Source organism: Streptomyces sp. Xyl84, assembly GCF_059731885.1.
In genome coordinates, this window is sequence record NZ_AP029182.1 from 526340 (window position 1) to 549130 (window position 22791).

The window sequence follows — 22791 nt, forward strand, 5'->3', positions numbered from 1 at the left end:
CCACCCGAGGACCGGCCGGCACACCGGCGCGGCCCGCCCGGCGACCGGCGGCACCCCCACGACCGCCGGGGCGGCGGCCGCCGGCGGGCACAGGCGGGCAGCGTCCGCCCGCCGGGCCCCCGGAGGCGGCAGCCCGTGCGCCGGGGCGCGGTGGCCGCCTGATCACCGTCCCGCGTGGGCGGCCAGGTGTTCGATCGTGCGGAGGGTGCGGGACACCGCGTCCTCGGCCGCGAGGTGGCGGGCGGCGGTGGCCGCGGCGCGCGCGTGTCCCGTGTCCCCCACGGCGCGGCCGAGGGCGTCGGCCAGCCGTTCGGCGGTCAGCGCCGCGTACGGCACGGGCCGGGTGGCGGCGCCGAGCGCGGCCAGCCGGGCGGCCCAGAAGGGCTGGTCGGCCGCCACCGGCACCGGCACGGAGGGCACCCCGGCGCGCAGGGCCGCCGCCGAGGTTCCCGCGCCCGCGTGGTGCACGACGGCGGCGACGCGCGGGAAGAGCAGGGCGTGCGGCACCTCCCCGACGGTCAGGACGTCGTCCCCGGCGGCGTCGAGCCCCGCGCTGCCGGACTGGAGGACGCCGCGCAGCCCCGCCCGGCGCAGTGCCCGTACGGTCAGCTCGGTCAGCCGCGGGCCGTCACCGCCCGCCATGGAGCCGAACCCGACGAACACCGGTCGCGGCCCGGCCGTGAGGAAGTCCTCCAGGTCCGCGGGCAGCCGCGCCTCCGGGTCGAGGTACGGCCACCAGTTGCCGACGACCTCCAGCCCGGCGCGCCAGTCGGCCGGGCGGGGTACGACGTGCTCGCTGAAGCCGTGCAGGACCGGCCCGCCCGCGGCCTCCTGCCGGCGGCGCGCGGCGGCGGGGCCCAGCGGGGGCAGGCCGAGGTCGCGCCGCAGCCCGGCGACCGCCTCGGTGTAGAGGCGGTCGGCCATCCGCAGCCCGAGGCGTCCCGCGGCGCGGTTGCCGAGGCGCCCCAGGGAGCGGGTGCCGCCGACGACGGGCGGGAAGTCGCCGGTCGGGGTGGTGGGCTGGAGGTGGGTGTCGAGGCTCGGGATGCCCGCGGCTTCCGCGAGGTGCCGGCCGAGCGGGGCGGTGGTGGTGGACAGCACGAGCAGGTCGGTGTCGTCGTCCACCACGTCGGCGAAGCCCCGCGCGAGCCCGGTGACGAACGCGGCGGCGCTGCGCATCAGTCCCCGCCGGCCCGCGACGTCGCCCCGGGCCTCGGGGCGGGCGGGCAGACCGCGGAACTCCAGGCCGGCGCGGCGGACCAGCGGCGCGAAGGCGTCCGGGGCGGCCAGGGCGACCTCGTGTCCGGCCCGGCGCAGTCCGGCGCCCAGGCCCGTGTAGGGGTCGACGTCGCCCCGCGATCCGGCCGCGGCGATCAGGATCCTCATCGGTTCTCCCCGGGTCCGGTGCGGCGGGCCGCGTTGGCGTGCACGGCCTTGCCCAGGTAGGCGGCGAGCCCGGGACGCTGCTGGGAGGGCGGGACGACGAGGGCGAAGGCGCGCGGGTCGGCGACGATGTCGTCCGCGATGCGCCGGTGCATGGCGGGCGGGCACGAGGTGAACCAGCGGGAGATGTGCAGGCGGTGCTCCTCGGCGAGGTCCATGGCCCGTTCCCCGTCGGCGCTCTCGCCGTCGTCGAAGGCGGCGAGCAGTTCCGCGCGCCAGGCGGCGGCCTCGCGCATGAGCTGCCGCCAGTCCTCCTTGCTGTGCGCGGCGGCCCGGGCCATCGACTCCCGCTGTCCGTCCGAGTCGGCCCACTTCAGCTGGGCCTCGGTGGCGTAGCTGAGGTCGAAGGTGATCTCGCCGAAGACGTCGAAGCGTTCCTCGGGGGTGAGGGACACGCCGGTCTGCTGGACCTCGATGGCGCGCTCGGCCACCTCGGCCAGCCGCCGCAGCCGGGCGATCTCCTCACCCAGCGCGCGCTGCCGTGCCCGCAGGTGCTCCAGCGCGTTGGCCTGCGGGTCCTTGAGGATGTCGGCGATCTCGTCGAGGGAGAAGCCGAGTTCGCGGTAGAAGAGGATCTGCTGGAGTCGTGCCAGGTCGGCGTCGTCGTACAGCCGGTACCCGGCGTGGCTGCGGCCGCCCGGCGACAGCAGCCCGGCCCGGTCGTAGTGGTGCAGCGTGCGCACCGTCACCCCGGCGAACGCCGACACCTGGCCCACGGAGTAGCTCATTCACCTGCCCTTTCGTCGGCGTACAGACTGAAGCCTGACGTAGGGGCAGGGTCAACCGCCCCGCGCCGGCGCAAGAGCGGACCGCTGTCCCGTGCCCGCCGCACGGGCCGCCCGCCCACCGCTCCGCGCCCCCGCGCGAGGGCAGGTCCGCCCCCCGCATCACGCGCAAGGGCAGGCCCCTGTGCCCCCAGGCGAGGCCAGGCCCGTCCCCCATCCCGCGAGGCAGACCCCCCGTGTCCCCACGCAGGGGCGGCCCCGCCACACCGCGTCCCGCGCAAGGCGGGGCGCCGTGTCTCTGCGCAAGGGCGGCCCGCCGCCCGGCGCCCGGTCTGCCGGGCGGGTCGGCCGCGGTCCCGCCCGCCGGCGCGGCGGGTCAGGATCAGCAGGTGCTCCCGGACCCGGGCGCCGTCGCGGCGTCCGGTGAACCGCGTCGCACCACTCGCCCTGCCTGGAGCCCGGCCATAGAGTGACGTACATCACGCTGGTCGCTGATTTCCCTCACGTACGCCCATTCGGTCTCTGGAGGGCCCATGACCCACATCTCGGTCACGGTGGACGGCACGACGTACGAGGACGAGGTCGAACCCCGTCTGCTGCTGGTGCACCACCTGCGTGACCGGCTCGGCCTGACCGGTACGCCGATCGGCTGCGACACCTCGAACTGCGGTGCCTGCACGGTCGAGCTGGACGGTATGACCGTGAAGAGCTGCACGGTGCTGGCCGTCCAGGCGGACGGCGGCGAGGTCACCACCGTGCAGGGACTGGCGAAGGACGGCGAGTGGACGCCGTTGCAGCGCGCCTTCCACGAGCGGCACGCCCTCCAGTGCGGCTACTGCACCCCGGGAATGATCATGGCGGCGCGTGATCTGCTGCGCGAGAACCCGCACCCGACGGGCGAGCAGGTGCGCAAGGCGCTGGAGGGCAACCTGTGCCGGTGCACCGGCTACCAGAACATCGTCCGCGCGGTGCTGGCCGCCGCCGAGGCCGGGGACGCCGGCTCCGCACGTGCGCAGGAGGTGACGGCATGAGCGGCCAGGCCGTCGGGAAGGAGGTCGGCCGGGCCCGGCTGCGCAAGGAGGACGCGCGGCTGATCACGGGCCAGACCACCTGGACCGACAACATCTCCGTCACCGGGCTGCTGCACCTGGCGTTCCTGCGCAGCCCCATGGCCCACGCGCGCATCGCACGCGTCGACGTCTCGGCCGCCCTCGAACGCCCCGGCGTGGTGGCCGCGTTCACCGGCCGCGACCTCGCCGGCGGTCTGGGCTCGCTGCCCTGCGCCTGGCCGGTCACCGAGGACATGGTGCTCCCGGACCATCCCCCGCTCGCCCTGGACGAGGTCCGGCACGCCGGTGACCCGGTGGCGGTCGTGGTGGCCCGCGACCGGTACGCCGCCGCCGACGCGCTGGAGGCCGTCGAGGTCGACTACGAGCCGTTGCCGCCCGTCCTGGACCTGGAGGCCGCCCTCGCCGAGGGCGCCCCGCTGGTCCACGCCGGCGAGGGCACCAACCGCGCCTACGACTGGACGCTGCGCGCGGGCGAGGACTTCGAGTCGGTCCGCGAGCGCGCGGACGTGGTCCTGGCGCGCCGCTACCGCCAGCAGCGGCTCATCCCCAACGCCATGGAGCCGCGCGCCGTCGTCGTCACCCCGCTCGCCGCCACCGGCGAGTACACGGTGTACTCCGCGACCCAGATCCCGCACATCCTGCGGATCATGCTCTCCGTGGTCACCGGCGTCCCCGAGCACAAACTGCGCGTGGTCGCCCCGGACGTGGGCGGCGGCTTCGGCTCCAAGCTCCAGGTGTACGGCGAGGAGGCCGTCGCGCTGGCCGTCGCGCGCGAGCTGGGCCGGCCGGTGAAGTGGACCGAGTCGCGTTCCGAGGGCTACCTGGCCACCCACCACGGCCGGGGCATGATCCAGGACATCGAGCTCGCCGCGACCCGCGAGGGCAGGCTGCTCGGCCTCAAGGTCCGCCTGCTCGCCGACATGGGCGCCTACCTGATGCTGGTCACCCCCGGCATCCCCATCCTGGGCGCGTTCATGTACCCGGCGATCTACAAGGTGGGCTCCTACGCGTTCGACTGCACCGGCGTGTTCACCACCCGCACCCCGACCGACGCGTACCGGGGCGCCGGACGCCCGGAGGCCACGTACGCCATCGAGCGGGCCATGGACGAACTGGCCGCCGAGGTCGGGCTGGACCCGGTCGAGGTGCGCCGCCGCAACTGGATCCGGCACGAGGAGTTCCCGTACACCTCCGTCGCGGGCCTGACCTACGACAGCGGCGATTACGAGGCGGCCACCGAGAAGGCGCTCGCCCTGTTCGGGTACGAGGAGCTGCGCGCGGAACAGGCCGAGCGCAACGGGCGCGGCGACACCGTGCGCCTGGGCATCGGCGTGTCCACGTACACCGAGATGTGCGGGCTGGCGCCGAGCCGGGTGCTGCGCGACCTGAAGTACTCGGCCGGCGGCTGGGAGGCGGCGAGCATCCGCATGCTGCCCACCGGCAAGGTCGAGGTGGTCACCGGGACCAGCCCGCACGGGCAGGGGCACGTGACCTGCTGGAGCCAGATCGCCGCGGACGTGCTGGGCGTGCCGTTCGAGGACGTCGAGGTGGTGCACGGCGACACGCTGGTGGCCCCGCAGGGCATGGACACCTACGGCTCGCGGTCGCTGGTCGTGGGCGGGTCGGCGGTGCACCGGGCGGCCGAGAAGGTGGTGGAGAAGGCGCGCAGGGTCGCCGCCCACCTGCTGGAGGCCAGCGAGGGCGACCTGGAGTTCAAGGACGGCGTGTTCTCGGTGAAGGGCTCACCGGACGCGCGCCGGACCATCCAGGAGGTCGCCTTCGAGACGTTCACCTCGCACGACGTGCCCGACGGCATGGAACCCACCCTGAACGCCGAACACGTGCTCGATCCGGAGAACTTCTCCTACCCGCACGGCACCCATCTGTGCGCGGTCGAGGTCGACACCGAGACCGGGCGGACCCGCATCCGGTCCTACGTCTGCGTCGACGACGTCGGCCGGGTGATCAACCCGGTAATCGTCGAGGGCCAGGTGCACGGCGGCCTCGCCCAGGGCATCGCGCAGGCGCTGTACGAGGAGGCGGTGTACGACACCGAGGGCAACCTGGTCTCCGGCACCATGGCCGACTACCTGATCCCCTCGGCGGCGGACCTGCCCGACTTCGTGACCGACCGCACCGAGACGCCCGCGGCCTCCAACCCGCTGGGCGTCAAGGGCGTCGGCGAGGCGGGCACGATCGCGTCCACCCCGGCCGTCGTCAACGCGATCGTGGACGCGCTGCGCCCGCTGGGCGTGCACGACGTGCCGATGCCCTGCACACCGGAGAGGGTCTGGGAGGCGGTCCGGGGCGCGCGGCCGTCCGGGACGGCGGACGAGGAGGTCCCGGCATGATTCCCCCCGCGTTCGACTACGTCCGGCCCGCCACGCTCGACGAGGCGGTGCGCGTCCTCGCCGACGCGGGCGAGGATGCCAAGGTCCTGGCGGGCGGGCAGAGCCTGCTGCCGCTGCTCAGGCTGCGCCTGGCCTTCCCCGAACTGGTCGTCGACGTCGGACGGATCCCGGGACTGCGCGGGGTCCGCGAGGAGGGCGGCACGCTCGTCATCGGCGCGCTGACCACCCATCACGAGGTGGTCCACGACCCGCTGGTGCGCCGGTACGCCGGGCTGCTGGCCCAGGCCACCGAGACGGTCGCCGACCCCGCCGTACGCCACCGGGGCACCCTGGGCGGCTCCCTCGCCCACGCCGACCCGGCCGGCGACCTGCCCGCGGTGGCCCTGGCGCTGGACGCCGAGCTCGTCGCCGTGGGGCCGGGCGGCCGGCGCACCGTCCCGGCGCGCGACTTCTTCGCCGACTACCTGCAGACCGCCCTCGCACCCGACGAGGTGCTGGCCGAGGTGCGGGTGCCCGGGCGCGAGGGCTGGGGCTACCGGTACGAGAAGTTCCACCGGGTCGCCCAGTCCTGGGCGATGGTCGGCGTGGCCGCGCTCGTCCGCCGCGACGGCGGCCACATCGCCGAGGCACGGATCGCTCTGACCAACATGGGCGCGACCCCGCTGCGGGCCGCGGCCACCGAGGAGGCGCTGACCGGCGCCGGGGACGCCGGCGCGGTGGCGCGGGCGGCCCGGTCGGCGGCCGACGGCACCCGGCCCTCGCGGGACGCCTCCGCCTCACCCGAGTACCGGGCGCACCTGGCCCGGGTCCTCACCGAGCGGGCGGTCCTGGCCGCCACCGGGGCGAGGTGAGCGCCGATCACCCCCATCGACAGCCCCGAGCAGGCGCGCGCCCGCCTGGAGCAGACCGGCTACCTCGTCGACGACGGGCTCGCCGTCGCCTGCTTCCTGGCGCTGCGCCTGCACCGGCCGGTCTTCTGCGAGGGGGACGCGGGCGTCGGCAAGACGGCGCTCGCCACCGCCCTGGCCGAAGCCCTCCACGCACCGCTGATCCGGTTGCAGTGCCACGAGGGCATCGATGCCTCGCAGGCCCTGTACGACTGGGACTTCCCCCGGCAGCTGCTGCACCTGCGGGCGGCCGAGGCCGCCGGTGTCAGGGACGCCGACCGGCTGGAGCGCGAGCTGTACGACCGGCGGTTCCTGGTCGCCCGGCCGCTGCTGCGCGCGCTGCAGACCCAGCCGTCGGTGCTGCTGGTCGACGAGATCGACCGGGCCGACGACGAGTTCGAGGCGTTCCTGCTGGAGGTGCTGTCGGAGTTCCAGGTGACGATCCCCGAGCTGGGCACGCTGCGGGCGGAGGTGCCGCCGGTGGTGGTCCTGACGTCCAACCGCACCCGTGAGGTGCACGACGCGCTCAAGCGGCGCTGCCTGTACCACTGGTTCGACCATCCCGGCTTCGCCCGTGAACTGGCCATCGTGCGCCGTCGGCTGCCCGGGGTGTCGGCACGGCTTGCGGAGCAGGTGACCGCCCTGGTGCAGGCGCTGCGCGCCGAGGACCTGCTCAAGCCCCCGGGCGTCGCGGAGACCCTCGACTGGGCGCGTGCCCTGGACGCGCTGGGCGCGGACGAGGTCGACGCGGAACTGGCGGTGGCCACCCTGGGTTCGGTCCTGAAGTACCGCGAGGACACGCACCGCGCGCGCGGCCTGGACTTCGCGGCGATCCTGGCGTCCCGGGGAGCGGGGCCGGCGTGACGGGGAACGGAAGGGGCGCGGGGACGGGCGGAGCCGGCCCGGACGGCGGGAGCCGGCCCGGTGGTGACGGCCGTCCCGGTGGTGGTGACCGCGCCGGCGAGGGGACGGGGGCGCCGCGCGCGGACGCGGTGCTGCTCGGCTTCGCGCGGGCGCTGCGCGCGGCCGGGGCGGCGGTGAGCAGCGAACGGGTCCACGCCTTCCTGCGGGCGATGGACGCGCTGCGCCCGGGGATGCGGGCGGACGTCTACTGGGCGGGCCGGCTGACCTTGTGCGGGGACCTGGACGATCTGGAGCGGTACGAGCGGGTGTTCGGCGCGTACTTCGGCGACGCCCCCGGGCAGCCGCCGGGCGGGCCCGTGCGGACCGCTCCGCCGCCCCGGCTGCGCCCCGTGGTGCGGCAGGCGCCCGCCGGGCGGCACCGGGACGACACGGACGAGCGGCGGCACGGCCCGCCCGTCGCCTCGCTCGCCAGTTCCGCGGAGGTGCTGCGCCACCGTGACTTCGCCGGGCTCGACGCCGCCGAACGCGCACAGGTGCGCCGGCTGCTGGCGGCGTTCGCGCTGCGCGGTCAGTCACGGCGCACCGCCCGGCGGCGGCCGGCCCGCCACGGGGCGGTCGATCCGCACCGCACCGTGCGGGAGATGCTGCGGCGCGGCGGCGAGCCCGCTCTGCTGCGGCGGTACGCACGGGTGGAGCGGCCCCGGCGGGTGGTGCTGCTCGTCGACGTCAGCGGATCCATGGCGCCGTACGCGGACGCGCTGCTGCGGTTCGCGCACGCGGCGGCCCGCGGCCGGCGCACGGAGGTGTTCACCGTCGGCACCCGGCTGACCAGGGTGACCCGGGAGCTGTCCCACCGCGACCCGGACCTGGCGATGGCGGCGGTCGCCGAGGCGGTGCCCGACTGGCGCGGCGGCACGCGGCTCGGCGAGCTGCTGCGGGAGTTCCTGGACCGCTTCGGCCGGCGCGGGATGGCCCGCGGGGCGGTCGTGGTGCTCCTGTCCGACGGCTGGGAGCGGGGTGATCCGCACCTGCTCGCCGACCAGATGTGCCGCCTGCACCGGCTGGCCCACCGGGTGGTGTGGGCCAACCCGCGCAAGGCCCGCCCCGGCTACGCACCCCTCGCCGCCGGCATGGCGGCGGCGCTGCCGAGCGTGGACGCCTTCGTCGAGGGCCACAGCCTGGCCGCCCTGGAACGGCTGGCCGCGGTGGTGCGCGGCGCGGACACGGGCGGGACGGAGGCGGGCGGGCGACAGGACGGCGCGGACGGTGCCTGCCGGCCGGCGGCCCCGCAGGCACCGCCGGGCGGTCGGCGGCCGGGCGCGGCACGGACCGCTGCGGACGCCGTGGGCCGTGCGGCACGTCCCGCGCCCGGCCGCCCGCCGGACAGCCCCGCGCGAGGGCCCGAGGGCGGCGGGGAACGCCGGAACAGGGAGGAACGGAAGCGTGCGTGACATCTTTCCCGTGCTCGAACGGTGGTACGCGGCGCGCGTGCCGTTCGGGCTCGCCACCGTGGTGACGGTGAGCCGCAGCGCACCGCGTGACCCGGGTGCGGCGATGGCCGTGGGACCGGACGACGAGGTGGTGGGCAGCGTGTCCGGCGGCTGTGTGGAGGGCGCGGTCTTCGACCTGGCCCAGGAGGTCGTGGCGAGCGGCGAGGCACGCCTGGCGACGTTCGGTTACAGCGACGAGGACGCGTTCGCGGTCGGGCTCACCTGCGGGGGTGAGATCGGTGTGCTGGTCAGGCCCGTGACGGTCGAGTCGGACCCGGCCTTCGGTGCCGTCGCGGCGTCGGTCGCCTCCGGCGAGCCGGTGACCATGGCGACCGTGACCGACGGGCCCGCACCGCGCGGGGCGACCCTCGCCGTGTGGCCGGACACGGTGGCGGGGACGCTGGGCGAGCCCGGTCTGGACGTGGCGGTCACCGCCGACGCGCGCGGCGAACTCGCCCTCGGTGCCACGGGGACACGCCACTACGGGCCGCGCGGCGAGCGCCGCGAGGACGCGGTCTCGGTGTTCCTGAACTCTTTCGCGCCGCCCCCGCGGATGCTGGTCTTCGGCGCGATCGACTACGCGGCGGCGGTCGCCCGGATCGGTGCCTTCCTCGGCTACCGGGTCACGGTGTGCGACGCCCGCCCGGTCTTCGCCACGCCGAAGCGGTTCCCCGACGCCGTCGAGGTGGTCGCGGACTGGCCGCACCGCTACCTGCACGCGACCGGCACCGACGAGCGCACGGTGATCTGCGTCCTGACGCACGACCCGAAGTTCGACGTGCCGCTGCTGGAGGAGGCACTGCGCCGGCCCGCCGCCTACATCGGTGCCATGGGCAGCCGCCGTACCCACCACGACCGGGTGCAGCGTCTGCTGGAGGCCGGTGTGACCGAGGCCGAGCTGTCCCGGTTGCGCTCCCCGGTCGGCCTCGACCTCGGGGCCCGTACCCCCGAGGAGGTGGCGGTGTCCGTCGCGGCCGAGATCATCTCGCTGCGCTGGGGCGGCACCGGGGCCCCGCTGACCGCGACGGCGGGAGCCATCCACACGAACGGTTCCGCCTGAGCCCGCACGCGAGGAGGAAGACATGGAACTGCACCACGGGTTCACCGTGCTCGTCCCCGTCGACGACGCCTGGCGGGCGCTCCTCGACATCGAGCGGGTCGCCCCGTGCCTGCCGGGGGCGGTGGTGGAGGCGTACGACGGCAGGACCGTCACCGGCTCGGTCAAGGTGCGGCTGGGGCCGGTCACGGTGACGTACAAGGGGACGGCGGTCTTCGAGGAGCAGGACGGGACGGCCCACCGCCTGGTGCTGGTCGCCGGCGGCCGGGAGACCCGGGGGCAGGGCACGGCCCGGGCCACGGTCACGGGCACGCTGCGCGAGCACGACGGCGTCACGGAGGTCTCCGTGCGGACGGAACTGACCGTGACCGGGCGGCCCGCGCAGTTCGGGCGCGGGGTGCTGGCGGAGGTGGGTGACCGGATCGTGGGTCAGTTCGCGGACTGCCTGGCGGGACGGCTGGCCGCCGCGGCGCCGCAGGAGACGGAGGACGCCGTGACCCTCCCCGCCACCAGTCCCAGCACCACTCCCCCCAGTCCCAGCCCGGCTCCCCGTCCCAGCGCCACTCCCAGCAGCCCGAGTCCGGACGCGGGCCCGGGCCCCGGCCCCGGTGGAACCGCCCCGGGCCGAGGCGTCCCGCCGGCCACCGCCGCGCGGGCCGCGGCGGGCGACGAGCCGGTCGACCTGCTGCGCGTCGCGGCCCTGCCGGTCGCCAGGCGTGCCGCTCCGGTCGCCGCCGGGGCGGCCGTGGCCGTGGCGCTGCTCGTCCTGGGCGTACGACGGCTGCGGCGCGGGCGAGGCTGCTGACGCAGCACACCGACCGACGCCACGCACAGCCCACGACCGCCACGCACAGCCCACGACCGACGCCCGACCTCCCCTTTTTCCTCTGTTTCCGGAATCTCCAGAATTTTTCGGATTGCGGTGGTTCACCCCCGACGAACGGGGTAGGCGGCTCACAACGGATGAGGCGTGCACGCCTCTGTGGCACATGTGCTGCACACACCCCTCTGGAAGGAGGTCCGTGACAGCGCGTACTCGCAGCTGCCGGGCCGCTTTCGCGCACGGAGCGGCCCGGATCTCGCCGAGAATTCGGAAACGAGAAAGGGAAGTGTGACCTCGGGGCGGCCCCTCTCAAGGGGCCGCCCTCCGGTGTGCCACCCCGGGCAGCAGGGCCAGCACGAGGACGACGGCCGCCGCGTACAGGCACGCCGAGCCGAGCGCCACCGCGTGGAGGCCGGACAGGAAACGGTCCGGGTCGTCGGGCTGTCCGGCGACCGCCCCGGCCACCGCGATACCGATCGCGCCCCCGGTCTGACGGGCGGTGTTGTTGACGGCCGAGGCGAGTCCGGAGCGCTCCCCCGGCACGGCAGCGACGGCCGCCGCCACGACGGCCGGGGTCAGTACGCCCAGGCCGACGCCCCACAGCAGCAGCGCCGGCAGCAGTACGGGAACGGGCGAGTGCGGTGCGGCGCGGGCCAGCAGCGCGAGCCCCACGGCGGCGCAGAGCAGACCGGCCGCCGCGGGCAGCCGTGCTCCCGTCCGGCTGGTGATCCGGCCGCCGAAGGGGGCGATCACCGCGAGCGGCGCGAACAGCGGGAGCAGGACCAGCCCGGCCTGGAGGGCGGAGCGGCCCTGGACGGTCTGGAGGAAGAGCGTCAGCACGAACAGGGTGCCGAGTGTGCCCAGGTTCATGATTCCGGCGGCGGTGTTCGCCGCGGCGAACGCGGGCCGCCGCAGCAGCACGGTCGGGAGCATGGCGCTCTCCCCGCGCCGGGTCTCGGCGATGCCCAGGGCGGCCAGGGCGAGCAGGGCGATCACCGCGGCCGCGACGACCCGCGGCGCGCCGGGGCCCGAGCGGCCGCCCTGGATGAAGGCGTACGTCGTCGCGCACAGCAGCAGCCCGCCGAGCAGCATGCCGGGCAGGTCGAGCGGCGGGACCGCGCTCTCGCGGCTCTCGTCCAGGACCGCGGCGGACCGGACCAGGGCCACGAGCACGATCGGCACGTTGACCAGGAAGACGGCGCGCCAGCCGAGGCCGTCGACGAGCACGCCGCCGAGCAGCGGCCCGGCGGGCAGGGCGAGGCTGCCGACGCCCGCCCACAGTCCGATCGCCCGCGCGCGGGCGGCGTCCTCGGGAAAGGCACGGCCGACGACGGCCAGCGTGCCGGGCAGCAGGAGTGCGGCGCCCACGCCCTGGACGATCCGGGCCACGACGAGCACCGGCACGTCGGGGGCGAGGCCGCAGGCCAGCGAACCTGCCCCGAAGACGGCGAACCCGGCGAGGACGACCCGCCGGTGCCCGTAGCGGTCACCCGCGGTGCCGCTGGTGAGCATCAGGCAGGCGAGCGCGAGCGCGTACCCGTCCACCACCCACTGGAGCCCGGCGACGCCGGTGCCCAGGGCCGCGCCGATCCGGGGCAGCGCCACGTTGACGACGGTGACGTCGAGCAGCACCAGGAAGTAGCCGGCGCACATGACGAGGAGGACGGTGCGCGGTGAGCCCGTCCGGCGGGCGGGCCGCACGGCTCGGCGCAGGGGTGCGGGCGGAATGTCGGCCATGGGCTCACCAGTACCATCCGGACCGGGCCGTTCCGCTCAGGCCGGAGCCCGGCACGGGCCGTTCGGGCGGGCCGCGTCACCCGGTCCGGCGGCGGCTGCCGGCCGGCCCGGTGCCTTCGCCGTTCCGCGGCGCCCTCCCGGTCACCCGGTCCGGCGCGGCGGCAGGCGGTGCAGCTCGACCCGGGTGAGGCGGCCGTCGGCGACCGTGGCGGTCATGTAGGTGCAGTGGGGCTGGCGGCGCCGGTCGGTCGGGGACCCGGGGTTGAGCAGCCGCAGCCCGGAGGGCGCCGTGGTGTCCCAGGGGATGTGACTGTGCCCGAAGACCAGCACGTCCAGGTCGGGGAAGCGGGCGGCGCAGCGGGCCTCGCGGCCCTGGGCGGGCCCGGTCTCGTGGACGGCACCGAACCGCAGCCCGCCCAGCTCGGCGTGGGCCACCTCCGGGAGCCTGGCGCGCAGGTCGGGGCCGTCGTTGTTGCCGTACACGCCGATCAGCCGGCGGCTGCGGCTCTCCAGCAGGTCGAGGGTGGCGGTGTCGACCCAGTCCCCGGCGTGCAGGACGACGTCGGCGCGCGGGAGTTCGGCGAGCAGCTCGCCGGGCAGCTCCCGGGCGCGCTTGGGGAGGTGGGTGTCCGACATCAGGAGCAGACGCACCTCGTCAGCGTACTGCGCGCGGCCCGGCCCCCGCCCTCCGCGGCCGTCCGCCCTGCTCCAGTCGGTCGGCAGGTGAAACTGTTCAGTTCAGACTGGACAGTTTCACCTGCCGGATCTACGGTGGCGGCATGGATCAGCAGCGCAGCGAAGAAGTGCCCGAGGGTGTCTCCGCCTCCGCCGCGCGGGCCGCACGCGACCTGCGGGTGGTGTTCAGCCGGCTGCGGCGGCGGATCCGTGAGGTCGCGCGGGACGAGGACCTGACGCCGTCCCAGGTGTCGGCGCTCACCCTGGTCGGCAAGCACGGTGCCGCCACGGCGAGCGCCCTCGCCTCCGCCGAGGGGGTCCGCCCGCAGTCGATGGCCACGACGCTCTCCGCCCTGGAGCAGCGCGGGCTCATCCGGCGCCGTCCCGACCCCGACGACGGCCGCCGCCAGCTCGTCACCCTCACGGAGGGCGGCCGCGAGCGCATCGAGGGCGACCGGCAGATCCGCGAGGAGTGGCTCACCCGCGCCCTGGAGGACCGGTTCACCGAGTCCGAGCGGCAGACCCTCATCGAGGCGTTCACACTGATGGAACGGCTGACGCGGTCGTGAGGTCCAGGCTCGTCCGCCGGCCGGGCGGCGACCGCGCCCCGGTGGGCGCGGCCCCCGACGCCTTCGACCGCCGGCTGATCGCCCCGATGATCCTGGGTTCGGTGCTGAACCCGGTCAACTCGTCGATGATCGCGGTGGCCCTCGTCCCGATCGGCACCGCCTTCGGGGCTCCCCCGGCGCAGACCGTCTGGCTGGTCTCCGCGCTGTATCTGGCAACCGCCGTCGGACAGCCCGTCATCGGCCGGCTGGTGGACATGTACGGCCCCCGCCGCCTCTACCTCGCCGGTACGGCCCTGGTCGGGGTCGCGGGCCTGCTGGGAGCGCTCGCGCCGTCGCTCGGCGCGCTCGTCGGGGCGCGGGTGCTGCTCGGTCTCGGCACCTCCGCGGCGTATCCGGCGTCCATGCAGCTCACCCGGCGCGAGGCCGAGCGCACCGGGCGGGACAGCCCGGCCGGCGTCCTGACCGCGCTCGCCGTCGCCAACCAGACGGTGGCCGTGATCGGCCCGGCCCTCGGCGGTCTGCTCATCGGCGCCGGCGGCTGGCGGACCGTGTTCACCGTCAACGTGCCGCTGTCCGCGGCCTGCCTGGTCCTCGGCGCCCTGCGCCTGCCCGGCGAACCCGGGCAGGACCGGCACGCGGAGGCCGGCGGGACGCGGGAGACGGGCGCCGTGCGGGACACGCACGGAGGGCGGCCGCGGCGGGACGTCGACCTGCCCGGCATGGTCCTGTTCGCCGGCACGCTCGTGTCGCTGATGCTGTTCCTGATGCGGCCGCGGGCGGACCACTGGTACCTGCCGGTGCTCGCCGTCGCGGCCGGTGCCGCCTTCGCCGTGCGGGAGCTGCGGGCCGCCGAGCCCTTCGTCGACCTGCGGGTGCTGGGCGGCAACGTGCCGCTGCTGACCACGTACGTCCGCCAGTTGCTCGGTTACACCACCACCTACGCCTTCATGTACGGCTACACGCAGTGGCTGGAGGAGGGGCGCGGGCTCAGCGCCTCCACGGCGGGGCTGGTGCTGCTGCCGCTGTCCGGTACCGCGCTCGTCGTCTCCACCCTGACCGGTCGCCGCGAGGCCGTCCGCGCCAAGCTCGTCGTCGGCGCGGCCGTCCAGGTCGCCGCCTGTGCCGTCCTGCTGCTCATCGGCGCCCGCAGCCCGCTGTGGCTGCTGCTGCTCGCCGGGGTCGTGATGGGCATACCCCAGGGCCTGATCGGCCTCGCCAACCAGAACGCGCTCTACCGGCAGGCCGATCCCGCCCGGATCGCCTCCGGCGCCGGGCTGCTGCGCACCTTCATGTACCTCGGCGCGCTGGGCGCCTCCGCGGCCACCGCGGGGTACTTCCCGCACCGCGCCGACACGGGCGGGCTGCACGGCCTGGCCCTGTTCATGGTCGCCGGATCGGTGCTGCTCCTGGTGAGCAGCGTGCCGGACCGGTCGCTGTCCCGCCTGACCCCCCGAAAGCCCTGACAGTTCCGCAAGCCCTGAAAGGCCCCTATTCCCATGGCACTCACCGCTCTCGACCCCCGTACCGCCCTCGTGGTGATCGACCTCCAGGCGGGCATCGTCGCCGCGCCGACCGCGCCCCACACGGGAGGCGAAGTGGTCGCCCGCAGCGTCGAGCTGGCCGAGGCCTTCCGCGCCCGTGACCTGCCCGTCGTCCTCGTCCGGGTCTCCTTCGCCGCCGACTTCGCGGACGCCGTGCCCGGCCGTACGGAGGCTGCTCCGGGCGGCGGCAGCCGTCCCGAGGGCTGGGACGTGATCGTGCCCGAACTGGGCGGCCACCCCGGTGACATCACCGTCACCAAGCACAACTGGGGCGCCTTCCACGGCACGGACCTCGACGTGCAGCTGCGCCGCCGCGGGGTGACGCAGATCGTGCTGACCGGCATCGCCACCAGCATCGGCGTGGAGTCCACCGCGCGCGCCGCCCACGAGCACGGCTACCACGTCACCCTGGCGACGGACGCCATGGCGGACCTGGACGCGGAGGCGCACCGCTCCAGCGTGCAGCGGATCTTCCCGCGGCTGGGCGAGACGGGCACCACGGCCGAGGTCCTCGAACTGCTGGCCAAGACGCACGGCTGAGCCCGCACACGCAGGTGGGGGTGTCCGGCGTCTGCACGCCGGACACCCCCACCTGCGCGGTACGGGCTCTCCCGGAACTCTTCCGGCCGGACGGCCGCCGGTCAGTCCTCGCCCCGGACGATGTTCCACTCGCCGCCGTCGCCGCGCCCGCGCTCCCGCCGCGTCCCGCCACGGTCCTCGACCGCCGGGAGGCACGTGCGCACGTGCCTGTCCCTGAGCCGCCGGGCTCTGGCCCAGCCCGACTCGGCGGGCTGGACGGCCGGTTTCTCCATGGTGTGCGCGAGCACGGGTCCTCATCTTCCTTCTGCGTCGGTGGGGTGGTGGCGCGCCGGGCTTCGGGTCCCGGCCGCCGGCCGCGGTGTCCGGTGCGGCCTTCTCGGTCCTGGCGGTCGGGTCCCCGCACGGACCGGACGCAAACCGCCGGCCGGGGCCCCGGCGGTCATCTGCCGCCGGAGCCGCCGCTGCCGAAGGAACCGCCGGAACCGGGGTCCCAGCGCGGACGGGACTGGTCCTCGCTGCGCCGGCTGCCGGACGAGCCGAGTTCGTGCGGGGTGAGGCGGCGGCCGGTCTCCTCGGCGCGCGGGACCTCGTCGGGCTCGCGTCGCTGCCGGGTCTCGTGGACCGGCCCGGAGTCCGGGAGCGTCGGGTGCTCGCCGCCCCGCGGGGTCCTCGGCTCGCGCTGCTTGACCCGGATGCCGAGCCGGACGGCCCAGATCAGCGCGCCGACGATGACGAGGGCGCCCACGACGATGACGACGATCCCGAAGACCGATCCGGCACCGGAAGCTGCTTCGTAACGGGAGGTGTCCATGGCGCGCGGGTACCCGCACCCCCGGCGAATACGTCACCGCTCCCACGTCCCGCTCCGCACGGCCGGCCCGGCGCTGCCGCGGGTGCCGGGACCCGCGCCCGGCCCGGCGCGGTCACGGATGCCGGGGCCGCCGCCCGGCCCGGCGCGGCGGCGCTCAGGTGACGTCCTGCCCCTCCGGGCGGGCCGCCCGTTCCACCTCGGCCTCGATCTCGGCGCGGGGCCTGGCCTCGTGGTTCGCGTACTCGTTCAGGGCGGTCTGCAGGTCCCTGGCCAGGTCGCGCCAGGCCCGCAGGGCCGTCTCGTACGTCTCGCTCTGCATCCCGGTCCACCGCTCCTGTGCGGGCGGTCCGTAGGCCGCCCGGAGCTGTTCGACCCGGGTGTGCGCCTCGTCGGCGGCGCGCTGCTTCGCCACGAGCTCTTCGAAGGTGTGTGACACAGCCCAGGACCCTAAGCACGGCGACCGTGCGCGCGGCTCAGACCTGCCGTGCCGGCGGCGCGGCGCACCCGTGTGGCGGGGTCGGCGGCCGGGCGGTGCGCTCACCGCCCCAGGAGCAGTTCGCTCCAGACCTGCTTGCCGCCGCTGACGGGCAGCGCCCCCCAGGCCGTCGAGACGGCCTCGACGAGGAGGATCCCGCGTCCGCCGGTGGCCGCCCACCCGATGTCCGTCGGCTTGACGGGCGTACGGGGCGAGGCGTCGGCGACGGCGATGCGCAGCCGGTGGTGGGCGAGGGTCAGGTCCAGGCGCACCGGGCCCTCGGTGTGCACGAGCGCGTTGGTGACCAGCTCGGAGACGACCAGGAGGGCGGCGTCTGCGTCCTCGCCCACGCCCCAGGAACGCAGGGTGCGCCGGGTGAAGCGGCGGGCGTGCCGGACCGCCTCGGGCACCCGCCACACCGTCCAGCTCTCCCTCAGCGGGCGTACCGCCAGGCCGTCGTAGCGCACCAGGAGCAGGGCGATGTCGTCGTCGCGGCGGGCGCCGGTCAGGAGCGCGTCGGCGACCGGGCCGAGACGGCCCGGGTCGACGGCGGCGAGGCGGCGGGCGAGCCGGTCCATGCCGGTGTCGATGTCGGCGTCGGGCGACTCCACGAGTCCGTCGGTGGTCAGGGCGAGCACGGTCCCCGGCCGCAGCCGCAGCGGGGTCATCGGGAAGTCGGCCCGGGACAGCACGCCCAGCGGGGGGCCGCCTTCCACCTCGGTGATCTCCGCCGCGCCGTCCGGGTGGCGCAGCACCGGGGGCAGGTGCCCGGCGCGTACGCACCAGGCGGTGCCGGACTCCAGGTCCAGGTCGACGTAGGCGCAGGTGGCGAACAGGTCGGTCTCCATGCCGAGCAGCAGCCGGTTGGCGTGGGAGACGACGACGTCCGGCGGGTGGCCCTCGGCGGCGTAGGCGCGCAGTGCGGTGCGCATCTGCCCCATCAGGGTGGCCGCGCCGGTGCTGTGCCCCTGGACGTCGCCGATCACGAGGGCCACGTGGTTGTCGGGCAGCGGGATCACGTCGTACCAGTCGCCGCCGACCTCCAGTCCCGCGGTGGCGGGCAGGTAGCGGGCGACGGCCTCGGCGCCGGGGAGCCGGGGCAGCCTGCGGGGCAGCAGGCTGCGCTGGAGCATGCCGACGAGTTCGTGTTCGGCGTCGAAGGCGCGGGCGCGCATGAGTGCCTGCCCCGCCAGTCCGGCCGAGGCGGTGAGCAGGGCCCGCTCGTCGGGTCCGAAGTGGTGGGGGCTGTCCCAGCCGATCAGGCAGGCCCCCGCCGTGCGGCCGGCCGCGGACAGCGGCAGCACCGCGAGACCGCCGGGGCCGACCTCGGCGAGCGCGGGTTCCATGGGGGTGCCGGCGGGCCAGATCCGCGCCCGGCCCTCGCGCAGGGCGGCGGCCAGGGTGGGCATGGCCCGTACCGGCGCGTCCGGCCACTCGGTGCGCCACTCCAGGCGCCACAGTTCGGGCCACGACTCCGGCTCGGGCGGGTCGAGCACCGTGACGACGAGCCGGTCGTTCTCCAGTTCGGCCAGGGCGATCCGGTCGGCCCGCAGGGGTGCGCGCAGCGCGGCGACCACGGCGTGGCTGACGTCCCGGACGGTGCCCGCCGTCGCGAGGGCGGAGGCGAGCCGCTGGACGCGGGCGACGTCGGTGACGCCCGGGCGCAGGGCGGAGGCGTCCGCGACGGTGCCCACCAGGCGCGCCGGGCGGCCGTCCCCGCCGGGCAGCAGGCGTCCGCGCAGCCGCAGCCAGCCGGGCGGCCCGGCCGGCCGCAGGACGCGGAACTCCAGTTCGCGCTCGCCGATGGACATGTGGTCGGCCTCGACCACGGACATCAGGGACGGCAGGTCCTCGGGCACGGTCAGCGCGAGCAGGGTCTCCACCTTGCCGTCGAAGCCGGCCCGGTCGACGCCGAACAGGGCGAGGACGTCGTCGCCGGCCTCGACGCGCCCGCTGTCCATGGCGAGCGCGAAGGCGCCCGGCGGCAGTTCCCCGCCGGGCACCGGGACGGCGGCCACGGGACACGCCGAGGCCTCGGCGACCAGTTCCAGGCAGGGTCGGTCCTCCCTGTCGAAGCCGCCGGGGGCGTCGGTGACGGCGAGCAGGCAGCCGCCCCGGGCACCGCCGAACGGCAGCGCCGCCAGGGACACGTCGCCGGCGGGCATCCGGCGGGAGTCGGCGTGGTCCGCCACCTCGTCGGGGCCCAGCCACACGGCCCGCCCGGTGCGGCGGGCCTCGGCCAGCGGCGAGCGCCCGGCCAGGGGGTAGGTGTCGCGCAGCCCGTACAGCGTGCGCGGCACGCCGGCGGACTCCGCCAGGCAGAGCGCGTCGCCCGCGGGGCCGCCGGGGACGTAGACACCGGCGAACACGGCCGAGGTGAAGACGAGGGCCTGTTCCAGGACGCGGCGCGGCCGGTCGGGCGCGGCGGGGTCCTCGGTGAGCGTGCTCAGGGCGAGTTCGGCCTGCAGCGTCCTCGATCTGCGTGCCGTAGCGCCCTCATTGACCACGTTGGCCATTACAGCGCGTATGAGTCGTTCGCGCAGCCCCTGTGACGGTTCGCGCGCCCTCGGGCGGTTTCGCGCCCCGCGGCCGGCCGGCACCGGAGCGGACACCGCGGTCCGGCAGCTCCTCCGGATCTTTCGAACAGGTCTCTGCGGTCTCTTCGAACGGTTGTTGACGCGTGCGTTCCGCACGGCGGGCTCGTGACAGACGTGACTGTCGGCGGCCCCCGCCCGGCTGGAAGGCTCGGTGCCGACCAGGGAGGGGGGACGGACATGGACCAGCGCTACGAGGTGTACGCGCTCGCCGATCCGCACTTCTACGAGACACCCGACCGGCTGTCCCAGGGCGGGCGGTCCGGAGCGCAGCTGTACGGGACGGCCCGGCGCGCCGTGCCGCAGGGGTGGGACGCGACCCGCACCGGCGACTGGCTGACGCTGACCCCGCTCGGCGCGGACGGCGCCGCGGCCGCGGGCCCGGCCCAGGGCTGGAAGATCCACGCCTCGGCCACCCGGGACAACGCGGACGAGATCGCCGCGATCGTCTGGGACTACTGCGTGCCGCGCCGGATCCCCTTCAAGTTCGTTCCCGGCCCGCACCTGCTGCACCTGCGGAACACGAAGTACGCCGCCCGCGACACCAGCGGCAAGTTCGTCACCGTCTACCCGGACGGCGAGGAGCAGCTGCACCAGGTGCTGTGCGAGCTGGGCGGGCTGCTGGAGGGCTTCGAGGGGCCGTACATCCTGACCGATCTGCGCTGGGGCCAGGGCCCGCTCTACGTCCGCTACGGCGCGTTCGCGCGGGCCTTCGTCGTCGACGAGCGCGGCTCGCTGATGCCGGCGGTGCGCGACGGCGAGGGGCGCCTGGTGCCGGACCGGCGGGCGCCGTCGTTCCAGGTGCCCGACTGGGTGACGCTGCCCTCGTTCCTGGAGCCGCACCTGGCGGCGCGCAACACCACCACGGTCGGCGAGCTGCCGTACCGCATCGAGAAGGCGCTGCACTTCTCCAACGGCGGCGGCGTCTACGCGGGCACCGACACGCGCGACGGCCGGCGGGTGGTGCTCAAGGAGGGCCGGCCGCACGCGGGGCTGGCCGCGGACGGCGCCGACGCGGTCACCCGCCTGGAACGCGAGAGAGCAGCCCTGGAACAGCTCGCCGGGACCGGGGTCGTGCCGGAGGTGCGGGACTGGTTCACCCTCGGCGACCACCGCTTCCTCGTCATGGACTTCGTCGAGGGACGGCCGCTCAACTCCTACTTCGGCGACCGCCACCCGCTGCTCACCCCGGACCCCGACCCGGGGGCCGTCGCCGCGTACACGGCGTGGGCGCTGCGCGTGCACCGGGCGGTGGAGCAGGCGGTGGCCGCGGTGCACGCCCGCGGGATCGTCTTCAACGACCTGCACGTGTTCAACATCGTCGTCGGACCGGACGACGAGTCGGTGCACCTGCTGGACTTCGAGGCCGCCGCGCCGGCCGGGGAGGGCGGCCGGCAGGTCGTCGCCCACCCGGGCTTCTTCGCGCCGCCCGACCGCACCGGCCCCGACGTGGACCGCTACGCCCTGGCCTGCCTGCGGCTCGCCCTGTTCCTGCCGGTGACCACGCTCTTCGTGATCGACCGGGGCAAGGCGGCCCACCTGGCCGAGGTGATCGCCGAGCAGTTCCCCGACGTTCCCCGGGAGTTCCTCGACGAGGCCGTCGCGGAGATCACCCGCGACGGCGCCGGCCCGCGGGGCGGCACGCCGGGGCGGGGCGACGGCACCCTCTTCACCGGGCGCGGCGGCCCCGCGTACCCGGACCCGGCCGACTGGCCCGCGAGCCGGGACTCGATGACCAAGGCGCTGCTGGCCTCGGCGACGCCGGACCGCGCCGACCGGCTCTTCCCCGGCGACATCGCGCAGTTCACCGACGGCGGCGGCCTCGGCGTCGCGCACGGCGCGGCCGGTGTCCTGTACGCGCTGCGGGCCTCGGGGGCCGGGCGTTACGAGGAAGGCGAACGCTGGCTGCTCGCGCGCACCGCGGCCGCGCCGCCGGGCACCCCGTTCGGCCTGTACGACGGTATCGCGGGCGTCGCCCACGTCCTCGACCTGCTCGGCCACCGGCAGCGCGCCCTGGACCTGATCGGCGGTGTCCTGAAGGAGCGCTGGCAGAAGCTCTCCTCCGACCTGCGCGGCGGGCTCGCCGGGCTGGGTCTGGTCCTCGGGGCGCTGGCCCGCGCGACGGGCGAGAGCGAGCTGCGCGAGCGGGCCGGCGAGGCGGCGCACCTGCTCACCGCCCGGCTCGCCGAGCCCCTCCCCGACGTCCCCCGGAGGCGGGCCGGGCTGCTGCGCGGCGCGAGCGGAGTGGCGCTGTTCCTGCTGCGGCAGTACGAGTGGACCGGCGAACGCGCGCTGCTGGACGCCGCCGCCGTCGCGCTCCGCCGCGACCTGGAGCAGTGCGCCGTCCAGCCGAGCGGCGGCGGCCTGGAGGTCGACGAGGGCTGGCGGACCCTGCCCTACCTGGGCGACGGGAGCGCGGGGATCGGCATGGTCCTGGACGACTACCTCGCCCACGCGCCCGACGAGGAGTTCGCCCGGGCCCGCGACGCCGTCCTCACCGCCGCCACCTCCCGCTTCTACGCACAGCCGGGCCTCTTCCAGGGCCGCGCCGGAATGATCCTGCACCTCAGCCGCAGCACGGCACCCGGGGCGACCCCTCAGAAACTGGCCGGGCAGGTCGGCGCGCTCGGCTGGTACGCGATGGCGTACGAGGGCCAACTGGCCTTCCCCGGCCACCAGATGATGCGGCTGTCCATGGATCTCGCCACCGGTACGGCCGGATGCCTGCTCGCCCTCGCGGCGGCGCTGGACGGCGCGACCGGCGCGGCGCTGCCCTTCCTGCCGCCCCCTGCCGCCGCCCAGGCGGCCCACCCAGACGCGGCTCCGCGACCCGCGGAGTCGTGACACCACCCCCGTCCCCGACGTGGGAACCGACCGGAGTCCCGGCACCGTCCGGGGCCGACCGAAAGGACACGGCATGGCACTGCTCGACCTGCAGACGATGGAGTCCGACGAGAACAACGGCGGTGGCGGCGGCGCCAGCACGGCGAGCCTGCTGTCGTGTGTCAGCGCGGTGAGCGTCCTGCTCTGCCTCTGACCCGCACCGTCCGTCCCACGGCTCCGGGCGGCCGCCTCCCCTGTTGGGGAGCGGCCGCCCGGGGCCCGTTCCGGGCGCGGACGCGAGACCACGGCACAGGAT

At 75.8% G+C, this 22791-nt stretch carries 19 protein-coding genes and 1 pseudogene; 12 read left to right on the forward strand and 8 right to left on the reverse strand.

The annotated features are described in order from the left end of the window. Nucleotides 1-162: 162 nt before the first annotated feature. Together AC6I72_RS02260 and AC6I72_RS02265 are read right to left on the reverse strand one after the other, a co-directional pair. Entirely contained in the window at nt 163-1386 is a 1224-nt protein-coding gene (locus AC6I72_RS02260) for a glycosyltransferase (protein WP_497999028.1), read from the reverse strand. Further along, nucleotides 1383-2171, reverse strand: coding sequence for a MerR family transcriptional regulator (locus AC6I72_RS02265; protein WP_497999030.1), 789 nt, complete (start codon nt 2169-2171; stop codon nt 1383-1385). Before AC6I72_RS02265 ends, AC6I72_RS02260 begins: the two co-directional genes overlap by 4 nt. Nucleotides 2172-2701: 530 nt before the next feature. Here AC6I72_RS02265 and AC6I72_RS02270 point away from each other — a divergent pair. The 7 genes and pseudogenes from AC6I72_RS02270 (at nt 2702) to AC6I72_RS02300 (ending at nt 10692) form a co-directional block, all read left to right on the forward strand. Next, a complete protein-coding gene (locus tag AC6I72_RS02270; RefSeq protein ID WP_497999032.1) occupies nt 2702-3199 on the forward strand; it encodes a (2Fe-2S)-binding protein in 498 nt (165 codons plus the stop codon). After that, nucleotides 3196-5589: a xanthine dehydrogenase family protein molybdopterin-binding subunit gene (locus tag AC6I72_RS02275; protein ID WP_497999034.1), complete on the forward strand. Its 2394-nt coding sequence runs from the start codon at nt 3196-3198 to the stop codon at nt 5587-5589. Before AC6I72_RS02270 ends, AC6I72_RS02275 begins: the two co-directional genes overlap by 4 nt. After that, nucleotides 5586-6440 carry an FAD binding domain-containing protein gene (locus tag AC6I72_RS02280; protein ID WP_497999035.1) on the forward strand — a complete coding sequence of 285 codons (855 nt, stop codon included), beginning with the start codon at nt 5586-5588 and terminating at the stop codon, nt 6438-6440. Before AC6I72_RS02275 ends, AC6I72_RS02280 begins: the two co-directional genes overlap by 4 nt. Before the next feature lie 6 nt (nt 6441-6446). Then, nucleotides 6447-7340, forward strand: a complete 894-nt coding sequence (locus tag AC6I72_RS02285; protein WP_498004567.1) for an AAA family ATPase — start codon at nt 6447-6449, stop codon at nt 7338-7340. Between the two features lie 128 nt (nt 7341-7468). Further along, nucleotides 7469-8563, forward strand: a pseudogene (locus AC6I72_RS02290) (vWA domain-containing protein); the annotation flags it as partial. Between the two features lie 220 nt (nt 8564-8783). Next, nucleotides 8784-9890 (forward strand): XdhC family protein, encoded by a 1107-nt coding sequence (locus AC6I72_RS02295; protein ID WP_497999037.1) that lies wholly within the window; start codon nt 8784-8786, stop codon nt 9888-9890. Nucleotides 9891-9912: 22 nt separating this feature from the next. Further along, entirely contained in the window at nt 9913-10692 is a 780-nt protein-coding gene (locus AC6I72_RS02300) for an SRPBCC family protein (protein ID WP_497999039.1), read from the forward strand. 327 nt (nt 10693-11019) lie between these two features. Here AC6I72_RS02300 and AC6I72_RS02305 read toward each other — a convergent pair whose 3' ends face one another. Together AC6I72_RS02305 and AC6I72_RS02310 are read right to left on the reverse strand one after the other, a co-directional pair. After that, on the reverse strand, nt 11020-12447 hold the full coding sequence (locus AC6I72_RS02305) for an MFS transporter (protein ID WP_497999041.1): 1428 nt from the start codon (nt 12445-12447) through the stop codon (nt 11020-11022). Nucleotides 12448-12588: 141 nt separating this feature from the next. Beyond that, on the reverse strand, nt 12589-13098 hold the full coding sequence (locus tag AC6I72_RS02310) for a metallophosphoesterase family protein (RefSeq protein ID WP_497999043.1): 510 nt from the start codon (nt 13096-13098) through the stop codon (nt 12589-12591). A gap of 128 nt (nt 13099-13226) precedes the next feature. Here AC6I72_RS02310 and AC6I72_RS02315 point away from each other — a divergent pair, with 128 nt between their 5' ends. From AC6I72_RS02315 to AC6I72_RS02325, 3 genes are read left to right on the forward strand one after another with little or no spacing between them, the layout of a single operon-like run. Continuing rightward, the gene (locus AC6I72_RS02315) at nt 13227-13691 is read left to right on the forward strand and encodes a MarR family winged helix-turn-helix transcriptional regulator (RefSeq protein ID WP_497999045.1); all 465 of its coding nucleotides are present in this window, start codon (nt 13227-13229) and stop codon (nt 13689-13691) included. After that, nucleotides 13688-15154 carry an MFS transporter gene (locus tag AC6I72_RS02320; protein WP_497999046.1) on the forward strand — a complete coding sequence of 489 codons (1467 nt, stop codon included), beginning with the start codon at nt 13688-13690 and terminating at the stop codon, nt 15152-15154. Before AC6I72_RS02315 ends, AC6I72_RS02320 begins: the two co-directional genes overlap by 4 nt. A gap of 33 nt (nt 15155-15187) precedes the next feature. Continuing rightward, complete coding sequence (locus tag AC6I72_RS02325; protein ID WP_497999048.1) at nt 15188-15772, forward strand: hydrolase; 585 nt, start codon at nt 15188-15190, stop codon at nt 15770-15772. Between the two features lie 101 nt (nt 15773-15873). On the opposite strand, the gene AC6I72_RS02330 is transcribed toward AC6I72_RS02325, so the two are convergent. From AC6I72_RS02330 to AC6I72_RS02345, 4 genes are all read right to left on the reverse strand, one after another. Then, nucleotides 15874-16059, reverse strand: coding sequence for a hypothetical protein (locus AC6I72_RS02330; protein WP_498004875.1), 186 nt, complete (start codon nt 16057-16059; stop codon nt 15874-15876). Nucleotides 16060-16211: 152 nt separating this feature from the next. After that, nucleotides 16212-16583: a DUF6479 family protein gene (locus AC6I72_RS02335; protein WP_497999050.1), complete on the reverse strand. Its 372-nt coding sequence runs from the start codon at nt 16581-16583 to the stop codon at nt 16212-16214. 154 nt (nt 16584-16737) lie between these two features. Further along, nucleotides 16738-17019, reverse strand: coding sequence for a hypothetical protein (locus AC6I72_RS02340; protein ID WP_497999051.1), 282 nt, complete (start codon nt 17017-17019; stop codon nt 16738-16740). Nucleotides 17020-17120: 101 nt separating this feature from the next. After that, on the reverse strand, nt 17121-19574 hold the full coding sequence (locus AC6I72_RS02345) for a SpoIIE family protein phosphatase (RefSeq protein WP_497999053.1): 2454 nt from the start codon (nt 19572-19574) through the stop codon (nt 17121-17123). Nucleotides 19575-19832: 258 nt separating this feature from the next. Here AC6I72_RS02345 and lanKC point away from each other — a divergent pair, with 258 nt between their 5' ends. Beyond that, nucleotides 19833-22496, forward strand: a complete 2664-nt coding sequence (gene lanKC / locus AC6I72_RS02350; protein ID WP_497999054.1) for a class III lanthionine synthetase LanKC — start codon at nt 19833-19835, stop codon at nt 22494-22496. A 73-nt stretch (nt 22497-22569) separates the two neighbouring features. After that, nucleotides 22570-22689, forward strand: coding sequence for a SapB/AmfS family lanthipeptide (locus tag AC6I72_RS02355; RefSeq protein ID WP_366726585.1), 120 nt, complete (start codon nt 22570-22572; stop codon nt 22687-22689). Nucleotides 22690-22791: the final 102 nt, after the last annotated feature.

What these genes read in the sequence shown, in the direction of transcription:
- AC6I72_RS02355 (WP_366726585.1), top strand. Translation starts at nt 22,570, where the DNA reads ATGGCACTGCTCGACCTGCAGACGATGGAGTCCGACGAGAACAACGGC.
- AC6I72_RS02345 (WP_497999053.1), bottom strand. Translation starts at nt 19,574, where the DNA reads ATGGCCAACGTGGTCAATGAGGGCGCTACGGCACGCAGATCGAGGACG.
- AC6I72_RS02270 (WP_497999032.1), top strand. Translation starts at nt 2,702, where the DNA reads ATGACCCACATCTCGGTCACGGTGGACGGCACGACGTACGAGGACGAG.
- AC6I72_RS02315 (WP_497999045.1), top strand. Translation starts at nt 13,227, where the DNA reads ATGGATCAGCAGCGCAGCGAAGAAGTGCCCGAGGGTGTCTCCGCCTCC.
- AC6I72_RS02305 (WP_497999041.1), bottom strand. Translation starts at nt 12,447, where the DNA reads ATGGCCGACATTCCGCCCGCACCCCTGCGCCGAGCCGTGCGGCCCGCC.
- AC6I72_RS02280 (WP_497999035.1), top strand. Translation starts at nt 5,586, where the DNA reads ATGATTCCCCCCGCGTTCGACTACGTCCGGCCCGCCACGCTCGACGAG.
- AC6I72_RS02275 (WP_497999034.1), top strand. Translation starts at nt 3,196, where the DNA reads ATGAGCGGCCAGGCCGTCGGGAAGGAGGTCGGCCGGGCCCGGCTGCGC.
- AC6I72_RS02335 (WP_497999050.1), bottom strand. Translation starts at nt 16,583, where the DNA reads ATGGACACCTCCCGTTACGAAGCAGCTTCCGGTGCCGGATCGGTCTTC.
- AC6I72_RS02300 (WP_497999039.1), top strand. Translation starts at nt 9,913, where the DNA reads ATGGAACTGCACCACGGGTTCACCGTGCTCGTCCCCGTCGACGACGCC.
- AC6I72_RS02325 (WP_497999048.1), top strand. Translation starts at nt 15,188, where the DNA reads ATGGCACTCACCGCTCTCGACCCCCGTACCGCCCTCGTGGTGATCGAC.
- lanKC (WP_497999054.1), top strand. Translation starts at nt 19,833, where the DNA reads ATGGACCAGCGCTACGAGGTGTACGCGCTCGCCGATCCGCACTTCTAC.
- AC6I72_RS02265 (WP_497999030.1), bottom strand. Translation starts at nt 2,171, where the DNA reads ATGAGCTACTCCGTGGGCCAGGTGTCGGCGTTCGCCGGGGTGACGGTG.
- AC6I72_RS02260 (WP_497999028.1), bottom strand. Translation starts at nt 1,386, where the DNA reads ATGAGGATCCTGATCGCCGCGGCCGGATCGCGGGGCGACGTCGACCCC.